General features: G+C 22.3%; 9 protein-coding genes. 4 read left to right on the forward strand and 5 right to left on the reverse strand.

The features are described from left to right. Positions 1-125 precede the first annotated feature (125 nt). Positions 126-944 (forward strand): Cof-type HAD-IIB family hydrolase, encoded by an 819-nt coding sequence (locus ACR34G_RS02170; protein WP_436359185.1) that lies wholly within the window; start codon positions 126-128, stop codon positions 942-944. Positions 945-1,010: 66 nt separating this feature from the next. Here ACR34G_RS02170 and ACR34G_RS02175 read toward each other — a convergent pair whose 3' ends face one another. Next, positions 1,011-1,688, reverse strand: coding sequence for a potassium channel family protein (locus tag ACR34G_RS02175; protein ID WP_436359186.1), 678 nt, complete (start codon positions 1,686-1,688; stop codon positions 1,011-1,013). Between the two features lie 74 nt (positions 1,689-1,762). Between ACR34G_RS02175 and ACR34G_RS02180 the strand changes: the two genes are divergently transcribed. From ACR34G_RS02180 to ACR34G_RS02190, 3 genes are read left to right on the forward strand one after another with little or no spacing between them, the layout of a single operon-like run. Beyond that, positions 1,763-3,391, forward strand: a complete 1,629-nt coding sequence (locus ACR34G_RS02180; RefSeq protein WP_436359188.1) for a potassium transporter TrkG — start codon at positions 1,763-1,765, stop codon at positions 3,389-3,391. A 12-nt stretch (positions 3,392-3,403) separates the two neighbouring features. Continuing rightward, positions 3,404-4,096 carry a glycerol-3-phosphate 1-O-acyltransferase PlsY gene (gene plsY / locus ACR34G_RS02185; protein WP_436359189.1) on the forward strand — a complete coding sequence of 231 codons (693 nt, stop codon included), beginning with the start codon at positions 3,404-3,406 and terminating at the stop codon, positions 4,094-4,096. Positions 4,097-4,104: 8 nt separating this feature from the next. Then, positions 4,105-4,896 carry an MAGa3780 family membrane protein gene (locus ACR34G_RS02190; protein WP_436359191.1) on the forward strand — a complete coding sequence of 264 codons (792 nt, stop codon included), beginning with the start codon at positions 4,105-4,107 and terminating at the stop codon, positions 4,894-4,896. Between the two features lie 29 nt (positions 4,897-4,925). Here the strand turns inward: ACR34G_RS02190 and ACR34G_RS02195 are convergent, their stop codons facing one another. Genes ACR34G_RS02195 through ACR34G_RS02210 form a run of 4 tightly spaced genes read right to left on the reverse strand, consistent with a single transcriptional unit; the run spans position 4,926 to position 11,254 of the window. After that, positions 4,926-7,664 (reverse strand): DUF262 domain-containing protein, encoded by a 2,739-nt coding sequence (locus tag ACR34G_RS02195; RefSeq protein ID WP_436359193.1) that lies wholly within the window; start codon positions 7,662-7,664, stop codon positions 4,926-4,928. Positions 7,665-7,667: 3 nt separating this feature from the next. Beyond that, positions 7,668-8,720: a DUF4116 domain-containing protein gene (locus ACR34G_RS02200; protein ID WP_436359195.1), complete on the reverse strand. Its 1,053-nt coding sequence runs from the start codon at positions 8,718-8,720 to the stop codon at positions 7,668-7,670. A 1-nt stretch (position 8,721) separates the two neighbouring features. Next, positions 8,722-10,086, reverse strand: coding sequence for a DUF4116 domain-containing protein (locus ACR34G_RS02205; RefSeq protein WP_436359197.1), 1,365 nt, complete (start codon positions 10,084-10,086; stop codon positions 8,722-8,724). Between the two features lie 7 nt (positions 10,087-10,093). Then, a complete protein-coding gene (locus tag ACR34G_RS02210) occupies positions 10,094-11,254 on the reverse strand; it encodes a DUF4116 domain-containing protein (protein ID WP_436359199.1) in 1,161 nt (386 codons plus the stop codon). Positions 11,255-11,481 lie beyond the last annotated feature (227 nt).

Raw genomic sequence — 11,481 nt, forward strand, 5'->3', positions numbered from 1 at the left:
TTTTTACAATTTTCCAAGTTTTTAGGAAAATTTCTTATAAAATAAAAATAATTAATAATTCAAAAAAATAAAAAAGTTTTATATATCTTGAATTTAAAAGCATAAAAAGTATATAATTGAAAAGTATGATAAAGAAAATGATTTGTTATTCAGACGTAGATGGAACCATCTATGGAAGAGACTTTAAAGTTTCATCAGAAACTAAAGATGATATTTTAAAATTTATTAAAAACGGGGGAGAATTTGTTATTTCAACAGGAAATCCAGCTTTTGAAAGACATCAAAATCTTGCAGATGAATTATCAATAAGATATTTAATTACTTCAAATGGAGCAGGAATTTTCGACAACAAAGAAAAAAAATATATTTATTTAAATCCTTTTCCTATTGAAATACAAGAAAAAATTTTCAATTTAGCAAAAAAATATAATGCACAAGTAAATTTTTGAAACGATAAAAACTATTTTAGTTTTAATTCTAAAGAAGAATATAACTACAGTTATGACTATTCTTTATATTCAAGAGATCAAGTTATTAATAGTTCTCAAAGTGAAAAAAATGTTGTTAAAATTGAAGTTTTTGGAAATGAAAATGACATTTTAGTAATCTATAATGAAATCAAAAACTTACCTATTAATGTTGTATTTATGAGAAAAAATCATTTAGAAATCACAAACTTTGGTTCTTCCAAAGGTAATGCAGCTAAATGATTTAGTCAAAATCTCTATGATGAAGATGTTAAAAATGCAATGACAATCGGAGATAGTCCTAACGACTGGTCAATGTTAGAAATTAGCGATTTTTCCTATGCAATGGAAAATGGAACTGATCAAACAAGAGAAAAATCTAAATTTTACACAGCAACTTGTATGCAAAATGGAGTAGGATTAGCACTTAGAGATTATATGGATAGAGTCAAATCCAAAAATAATTCTAACTCTTAATTTTATTGAATTAAAAAACCGTTTATGCCTGTTTTAAGCAGATAAACGGTTTTTTATTACTAAGAATTATTTATTTTCTTCCTGACTTGAAATCATTTCAAAAACTCTTGTGACGTCATCGATTTTACCAATAAAAGTAATTAAATCTTCTTTTAATAATTTAAAATTTCCATCCGGTAAATAAGAATTATTTTTTCTTTTAACCATAACTGCAATTACGTTTAATGCAGTGAAATTAGTTTTCTTTAAAGTTAAACCATCATAACTATCAGCAGTTAAAACAGCAGAACCAACAACATATCCATCCCCTAATTCTTGCAAGTCATTAGTGTATTTAATAAAACTTTTATTTGTAGCAAATAAAGCTGTTCTAACTCCCGCTTCTTCTTCTGGTCTAATAATCATTTGAATACCGATTTTTTGTAAAACACGAGCATGTCTATGACTATTAGCTCTTGCAATAATATTTTTCACTTTTAGTTCTAAAAGTGCTGCAATTATTTCAATATTTTCTGATAAAGCCACAATGACTGTATCGATGTTTCCAACTCCAAGAGCTTCTAAAGCTTTTAAATCAGCTGCATCAGCAACATAGTTAGCTACAGTGTAATCTTTTATGGAAATTAAATTTCTTTCTTCTCTATCAATTGCAATAACTTCTTTATTTAATTTTGAAAGTTGTGTGATAACAGATTGACCAAATCTTCCAGCACCAATTACACAAATTCCGTTATTTTTTCTCATTTTTCTCCTTAAATGTAATTTTAAATTAAAATAATTTTACTATTTTTGTAATTATTATTATAAAATAAAATAATATGAAAAGAAACAATAAAAGAATTTTTTCAAAAAAAACAAAAAAATTGAATAAATTTAAATGAATCCATTTGTGAAATGCTCTTGGGAATTTAAGATCTAAATTCAACAAAAAAGTTGGAAAAATTAGATACTTATTTCTTATTTACATAATAATAACCATTACTGGTTCATTATTATTGTATTGAAACGTTTCGCAAACTGAACCTGGTTCTGTTTCCTATGTAGATGCTTTATTTACTTCAGCATCCGCTTTTAGTGATACAGGACTTGTAACTAAAGCAACTCATAGCACGTGAACGATGTTTGGGCAAGCTGTAATTGCAATTTTGATTTTAATAGGGGGAATTGGGGTTTTTGCTATTAAAGTCTATATCTTTAATTATATTTTTGGACTCAAGCTAGGGATATTTTCAAGAGATGTGCTAGCTTTAGAAAGAAGTTCTAATAATATGGGAGATATTAAAAAGGTAATTTTAGTTTCTGTAACAATAATGTTTACTGTTTTAGTAATTTCTTCCTTTGGATTAACTTTTCTTTTTTACTATAGCAAAGGTGATTTTGCTATAGATACAGAATTCAATAATCCTTATCATAACTTTAATTTATCTTTAAGATTTGCGATATTTCACTCTATAACCGCTTTAAATAATGCAGGATTTGATATTATTGGTAATAACTCACTTGCACCTTATTATAACAATCATCTTTTACAAGTATGATTACTACTATTATTTATTATTGGTGGAATTGGTTATCCAGTTGTTTATGATTTTTATAAATACTTTTATTGTCTTATTACCAAAAGAAAAAGACACAAATTCTCTTTATTTTCAAAAATTTCGTTAGTAACTTATTTTGCTGTTGCAATCATTGGGGTTGCGCTCGTGCTTTGTTTTGAACTTCTAAGCAAAGATCAATCTAGTTTTTGAAATCTTAGTCAATCCGATCCTACTTATTGAGGTAAAACAAGTACAATAGGTTATAGTTATGGAACACACTTTGATAAAGTCTTTGCAATTATCTTTACTTCTTTTTCTACAAGAAGCGCAGGATATGCTACATTTGATCTTTATAATTTAACTGATACATCACTTGGAATTCTTTCTATCTTGATGTTTATTGGAGCTGCACCTTCTTCAACAGGTGGGGGAATTCGTTCAACAACACTTGCAATTATTTTATTAAATTTAATTTCCAAAATGCGTGGAAAAAATTCCACTCATATGTTTAAAAGAAAAATAAAAGATGAAACTGTAAATCAATCTTCTGTGGTATTAATTATTTCAATTTTGCTTAATTTAATAGTTTTTTTATTTTTAACAACATCATTTAATACATTTGGTGGTAAAATTCCATGAGACAACACAACCATAAGTACTGCTGTAAGTGAAAGTTCAGGAAGAACATATGGAGTTATTAATGTTCTTTTTGAAATAACTTCAGCCTTTGGAACAACAGGATTGTCTACAGGAATTACAAGTCATTTAAATTCCATTAGTAAAATTGCTTTAATATTCATTATGTTTGTAGGGCAACTTGGAATATCTTCCACAATTTTGATTTGAGGAAGTCACAATCACAAGTTTTCAAAATATGAATATATTGAAGAAGATGTTACAATTGGATAACAAGGAGGTATAATGACATTTAACATCATCATAACTAATTTTATTGCTTTAATTATCGGTTATATAATTGGTTCTGTGAACATTTCGATTATTTTTAGCAGGACAAAAAGAAAAGAAGATATTCGCGATAGAGGTTCTAAAAATGCAGGTTCTACAAACGCCTTAAGAGTTTATGGAGTTAAAATAGCACTTCCAATCTTTATTTTCGACATATTCAAAGCTTATATAACAGTCATAATTGCTTGAATAATACATTCACAAATTCAAAGCTCACCAATTCATGATACATCACTTAAATACTTAATTCCGCAAATAGCCGGTTTAGGAGTGATTATCGGTCATATATGACCAATTTTCTTTAAATTTAAAGGCGGAAAAGGAGCAGCAAGTTTGCTTGGACTATTCTTTGGTTATAATTTAGTAATTGTTGCAATTGGAGTAGTAATTTTTATAACAGTTGTATACTTTACAAGATATATTTCAGTAGGTTCAATTTTTGTTCCTTTAATTTTAATAGGTTTATCTTTTATTCCTTGATTTGCCCTTGGACAGTTATCTTGATTTAACTGAAAAATATATCCAGATTTATATTGAATAAATCCATTAATAATCTTGATTTCCCATATTTTTGTTATTTATTCACATAAGTCTAATATCAAAAGATTAATTAACAAAAACGAAAATAAATTCAAATTTAAAAAATAAGGAGAATGATGAAAAAACATTATTTAAAAAATATGATAAGTAATAAAGGTTTACCCTTTACTATTATGGGATTATTTATATTATTAACTTCATTAATTTTTATTATTATTGATATGGTGCAATTTAGTCCATCAACAGCAGAAGTTGGAAAAGCAATTAAGATGCAAGTTATTTTTAAAAACGCAAGTTCTTTAATTTACTTTACTTATCAAAGTAATTTCTTACTTGGAATTGTTTTACTTTTTTTAGCAGCAAGTCCAAAAAGTCATAAATTAAAAAGATGACTTTTTGCTGCAACAACTTTAATTACTATAACTTTTATAATTTATTGAGCTTTAATTTCATATACTAATGATTGAACTAAAGTGTATGAAAGTACAGTGTCATTAATTACTCACTTAATTAATCCTATTTTAGGTTTTGTTGCTTTATTTTTAATAAGAAAAACTTTCACTATTGATAATAAACTTTTATTTCTTGCTTCTTTATATGTATTTGGTTATTTCTTATTTGCTTTAATTTTATATTTTTCTTCTTATGCATATTATGCAAAAGAATACAATGATGGTATTGTTATTTATACATTTTTAAACTTTACTAAACCATTTTTCTATAAAGGTGGAAATATTGCAGTAGTAATATTTTTAGATATATTAATGTTTATTATTGCACTATTTATTCCAATGACTTTAGGTCTATTTTGAAAAGCAGTATATAGAATAACATACAACAAAAATAATTGCTATTTAAAGGATTTAAAAAGAAAAATAAAGGATAAAAGTTATAAAACTAATAACTAATTAAAAATTCAATAGAGAAAAACTCACTACTAATCTAGTGAGTTTTCTATTTCTTTATTATCACTTTCTTCATTGAATATATCAAAATAAATTTTAAATATTTGTTTGGTTCGTTTTTTAATAATTTTTTTTGCTTCTTGGGGGTTATTTAAATTTTTATATATTTCTTCACCAGCTCTGAAAAATTTTTTATTTAAATAACCATGATAACTATAATTACTATTTGCTACTTTATTATCTAAATCTTTTGAAACTTTTTTAATAAATTTGTTGCTTAAAGAAGAATTTTGTTCTCTTGTTAAAAGTATTCCATTACCGATTTTTGATTGAATATCATCATAATTATTTTCTACTTCTCATTGATTCTTTATTTCTTCATTAATTGTGTTATCTAACTTTTGTGGTAAAGCATGTTCATAAGAATAATTTTTATCAAAGTCTATAAATTCATCATTTTTAGATTTATCTTTTTTATATTCATATATTGTTTTCATATCATTATAAAAATGAGCCATTATTCTTCTTAAAATAGTTGTTTTTGCATCATTACTATTATTTCACCCTTTATTTAAAAATTCTGATTCAAATTTAGTTAAATTATTTAATTTTGAAAAATCTAAAATATTTATTTTTCCTGTCTCACCAAAATGTTTTTTTAAAATTTCTTTAAATTCAGAAAGGATATCTTTTTTCTTTTCATAAAACATATTATTTAAATCATTTGTAAAATCTAGAATATATTCTCTTTTAGTATGAATAGTTGAAAATCATTTTCAATTTAGAGAAATTTTTTCAAGTTTATATAATAATTCACTAACTAATTTTCCTTTATCTTTATTATCAAATATATTATTATGTTTAATAATAATGAATATAGGATATATAAAAACTCTTGAATTTGCTGTTATGTGTCTTATTTGTTCTTTTATATATTTAAAAAAATTAACTGATGAATCATCAAATTTGTTTAAAATTTCTTTATACTCTGAGTTTGGATTTTCATCAATTGATTTTGGAAAGTTTTCTTTTCATTTTTCATCATTTCATTTTTTATTATAATTTATAAAATCAAAAATAAGAAAATCTTCTAATAATAGATAAATTAATTTTTTATTATTTTCTTTCATTATATTATCTAAAATTTCAGAAAATACTTTTTCTTGAGTATCTAAAATATTCAAATTCTTCTTATTAGGATTATCAAAATCTTTATTATAATAAATTGATAAACAATATAAAAATACATCAAACAATTCAGTTACTTTATTTTCAATTTTATTTTTGTCTCTAAAATAAATATTTCAAGTTTTATCATAAAGGTTTATAAAATTATCAATTATTTTTAAATTTGAATTTTTCTTTTTTAGATTTAAATAAATTTGGTTTTTTAATAAATCTAAAATTTCTAAAGGTTTTGTATATAAATTAATATTTTTAAAGATTTTATTTGCTTCATTTAGATCATTTAATTTTATTACAGTTAAATTTATTGATACAGAATCTAAAAAGAAATTTATTATATTTTCAATTTGTTCTATATCACAATTTTCATATTTTTTATTTATAAAATCACAAATAAATTTGAATGATTCTTTAAAATGATAAAGTTTACTAGATATTTTTGAATCTTTTTTAAAATTTCATTCAAATATTTGTTTTAAAAATTTTATTTGTTCTTCTTTTATATCATTATAATCTAAATTATTTATTTTTAAGAAAGAAAAAAATAATTTATTTTTTTTATTTCTTTCTTTTTCTTTTTTATATAAATAAAATTTAGCAAAAGCTATGAAAATTAAATAAAATGTAATAGTTCTTTGTTGACCATCAATGATATTATAAAAGTTTTCATTTTTCTCATTCTTAGTTTGGGTTATAACTATGTTATTTAGAAAAACTTTAAAAATTCAAGAAATATCTTCTTCATTTTTTTTATTATCTATTTCTTTTAGTAAAGCTTCTATGTTTTCTATATATCATGAAAAATTTCTTTGAAATATAGGAATATCTATATTTTTATCTGAATAAAAATGTAAATAATTTCTTATATTAATAACTTCTGAAAAAATACCTTTCTCTTTTAAATCATTATCAAAAGTATTAAAAATTTGTTTTTCTTTTTCTTTATTAAAATATTCTTTATATTCTTTTTGTGATAGATTAATTTTTATTCAATCAATTTCTTGAACTGTATTTTTGTTTTTTTCAGTTTTATTTGATTTTATTATAGAATAATCAGATTTTAATTGTTCTAAAAAGTCTTTTAAAATTGTAGTTCCTTTATTATTTTGCTCTTCAATAATGGTTTTTCAAAATCTTAAAGAAATTTTATCTCCTTCTCTTAGTTTATTATTTTTAGCAATTAAATCATTAATATAATTTTTAAATTCTTTTTCTTCAATTGATTTTAATAATTCAGGATTAATTTTATATTTTGAAACATTTTTTTCTTGTTGTTCTAATTCAATAATCATTTTTAAAGCAATTAATGGAATTTTATATCTTTGAAAAGTATTATCTCAATAAATATTTTTATTATTAAAGTTTTTGTTTTTTATTTTAAGTTGTTTATCTGGAATTCTTTCAATATAAAATTTTGTTTTTGAGTTTGCTTTATCTATTTTTATTTTTTCAGTAACTAAAATATCTTCTTCTGTAACTTGTAATTCTCATAGTCTTTTAAAAAATAAATAAAGATCTTCTAGTAAAGTTTTTGTTCCACCACTAAGAGATGTTTTTGCTAATAATTTAATTTTATTGTCTTCCATATTTTAATTATCTCCAAATAGAATCGTTAATAAATCTTTTCTTTTTGAGCAAATCTTTTTTACTTCTTTTATAAAATGTTCATCATTTTTAAATTGAGGCAGAACAAAGTTAAAAATTAATGGATTTAATGCAATTAGTTCTAACATAAAATCTTTATTATGTATTAATTCTGAATCTAGAAAATAAATAATGGTTGCATATTCATAAAATTTAGATAATACTTCAATTATGTTTTTATTTTCTATTTCAATTCAGAATTTGTCTGTGATTGCTTTTTTAACTATTTGTTTATTATTTCTTATTCTTTTTGAAGCAAGATTTAAATATTTCATTCCATTATCAATAGCTGCATTGATAATATCTTCATCATTTTTTAACTCATCTGAAGCATATTCAAGAGCAAATCAATTATTGTTAATAGCTTCTAGTATTATTTCTTTATCATTTTTGAGTTTATCTGAGGCATATTTAATATTTAATCAATGTTTTTTTACTTCTTCTAAAATAAATACTTTATTATTTTTTAAGTTATCTGAAGTATATTGTAAGGCATGATAACCATATTTTGAAACTAATTCAAGCATAAATTCTTTATTGTTTCTCAAACAATAAGGTATATATTTAAATGCTTGTTCGTTATTTTTAATAGCTTCTAAAATTATTTCTTTATCATGCTTAATTTCTTGTGAAGCAGCATATAAATTAATTCCATTTAGTTTTACTGCTTGCAGCATTACTTCTTTATTGTTTTTAAAATGATTTGGAATTAATTCAATAGATAAAACATCTTTTTTTAATAAATTTAAAATAAACTCTTTATTATTTTTTAATCTATCTGAAATAAAGAGAAAGATTGCTTCCATATATTCATCTAGTGATGATAAAATGAATTCTTCATTGTCTTTTATATCAGAAGATAATAAAGAAAAATAAAAGGAATTAGTTTTAATTGCTTCTAAAACAAATTCTTTATCAGTTAAAGCATTTTCTTTTTTTAACTGTATACCTAATTTTTTTAATCTTTCTTTTTCTTTTTTAAAATCTATATTATTCATATTAGTCCTTTTTTTTACAAGTATTTAGTGAAATACTTTGCAATTTTTGTTTAATTAATTCTTTAATTTCTAGATCATTTTTTAACTCTACAGGTATAAAAGGGAAAATATAAGGATTTAATTCTAATGCTTGTAAAACAAATTCTTTGTTAGTTTTTAGTTCATTAGGAATTGATTCAAAATTTCTTTCATGATATTTAATAGAAGGTAAAATAACTAATTCTTTATTATTTTTTAATTCTTTTTTCAATTCTTCTGAAGCATATTCAAAAGCTTTTCAATAGTCTTTAGTAGCTTCTAAAACAACTTCTTTATTATCTTTCAATTCTTTAGAAGCATATTTTAACGCAAGACCATCTTTTTTAACAGCTTCTAAAACAACTTCTCTATCGTTTTTAAAGTTATCACAAGCATATTTTAATGCGTGAGCATCTTGTTTAATTGCTTCTAGCACTACTTCTTTATCATTATTAAAATTATTAGCAAATTTTAATGCAAGACCTGATGTTTTAACTATTTTTAAAATAAATTCTCTATTATTCTTTAAATTATGTGAGGTATATTGAAAACTTTTACCAACGTTTTTAACTGCTTCTAAAACTATTTCTCTATCATTTTTTAGTTCACCTGAAACATATTGTAATGCTCAAGCAGATTCTTTAATTGCTTCTAAAACTATTTCTTTGTCATTTTTGAAGCTATCTGAAGCAAATTCTAATGAAATACCAGATTCTTTAACCGCTTCTAAAACAAATTCTTTATCGTTTTTTAAATTATCTGAAGCATATTTTAATGCATAACCAATTTGTTTAACTGCTTCTAAGACAACTTCTTTATCATTTTTTAATTCTTCTGAAGCATATTTTAATGCATAACCAATTTGTTTAACAACCTCTAAAACAAATTTTTTGTCGTTTTTTAAGTTATAAGAAGCGTATTTTAAATTCCTACTAACTTCTTTGTTATTTTTTAAATCACCTAAAATAAATTGTAATAAATAACCACTTTTTTCTTTAACTGCTTTTAAAATAACTTCTTTCTGGTTTTTAAAGTAATTAGAATTGTATTCATAACTTGATTTAACTAAATCTAAAACAAATTCTTCATCATTTTTTAGTTTATTTGAAGCATAAAATAAAAATCAAAAATTTTTTGTTTTCTTAATTAATTTATTTATGAAATTTTTATTTTCTTTTGCTTTGTCTGATAAAAACGAAAAATATAACCCTTTTTCACTGTATCCTATTTTTTCATTAGTTAAGACATTAAAAACAAATTCTTCATCAGTTAAAGCACCTTCATTTTCTAATTTTAAACCGAATTCTTTTAATCTTTGTTTTTCTTGTTTAAAATCTATATTATTCATATTTTTATTATTTTTCTCAAGCATTTAATACAATATTTTTCATTTTTTGTTTAAATAGTTCTTTAATTTCTAAATCATTTTTTAATTCTGCTGGTATAGAAGCAAAAATATAAGGATTTACTTCTAATGCTTGTAAAACAAATTCTTTATCGTTTTTTAATTCACTTGCAATTAGTTCAAAATTTCTTGCATCATCTTTAATAGATGGTAAAATCACTAAGTCTTTATTATTTTTTAATTCTTTTTTAATTTTATTTGATGCATATTCCAAAGCTTCTCAACTATGTTTAATAACTTCAACAACAAATTCTTTATTGTTTTTTAACTTATCAGAAGCATGTTCAAAATATTCACCTTTTTTCTTTACAAGTTCTAAAATAAATTCTTTATTATCTTTTAAGTTATCAGGAAAGTCATAAAAATTAGCAACATTAACTACTTTTAAAACAAATTCTTTGTCGTTTTTTAACTTATCAGAAATATATCTATAAGCAAAACCATTTTGTCTGAATCCTTCTAAAGCAACTTCTTCGTCATTTCTCAGTTTTTCTGAAGCATATTCAAACATAAAATAAAGTTTTTTCATTCCTTCTAAAACAAATTCTTTGTCGTTTTTTAAACTAGTGGAAATATATTTAGCAACTCTTATATTTTGCTTAAGTGCTTTTACAACAAATTTTTTATCATTTTTTATTTCATCTGAAGCATAATTTAATGCATAATCTATTTGTTTAACAGCTTCTCAAACTACTTCTTTATCATTTTTCAGATCATCAGCAACATATTTAAGATTTAAACCATTTTGTTGAACAATTTTTAAAACGAATTCTTTATTGTTTTTTAGTTCATCTGAACAATAATCAAAAATTCATCTATCTTTTTTTATAACTTTCAACATAAAGTTTTTATCATTTTTTAGTTTATTTGAAGCATAAAATATAAATAAGTTATTTTTAGTTATCTGAAATAAATTATTTATGAAATTTTTATTTTCTTTTGCTTGGTCTGATAAAAATGAAAAATATAATCCTTTTTCACTATATCCAATTTTTTTATTAGTTAATACATTAAAAACGAATTCTTCATCAGTTAAAGTTTGTTCATTTTCTAATTTTATACCTAACTCTTTTAATCTTTCTTTTTCTTTTTTAAAATCTATATTTTCCATATTATTCTCCTTTAATAATAGTAAAAAACCCTATTAATTTGTTTAATAAGGTTTTTATATAATTTAATTTGGTTGTATTATAAAATTTGAATGAAAAATTAGCAAATTTTAATTTGCTAAGATATATATATATATATATATATATATGAGTTATTTTAAGAGATAGTCCTTTTTCATTTTTCATTTTTCTCCTTAATACTTTTTAATTATATCATTTTTTGGTTCTA

It is taken from the genome of Mycoplasma sp. 480 (genome assembly GCF_051353065.1).
Classification (GTDB): domain Bacteria; phylum Bacillota_I; class Bacilli_A; order Mycoplasmatales; family Metamycoplasmataceae; genus Mesomycoplasma_A.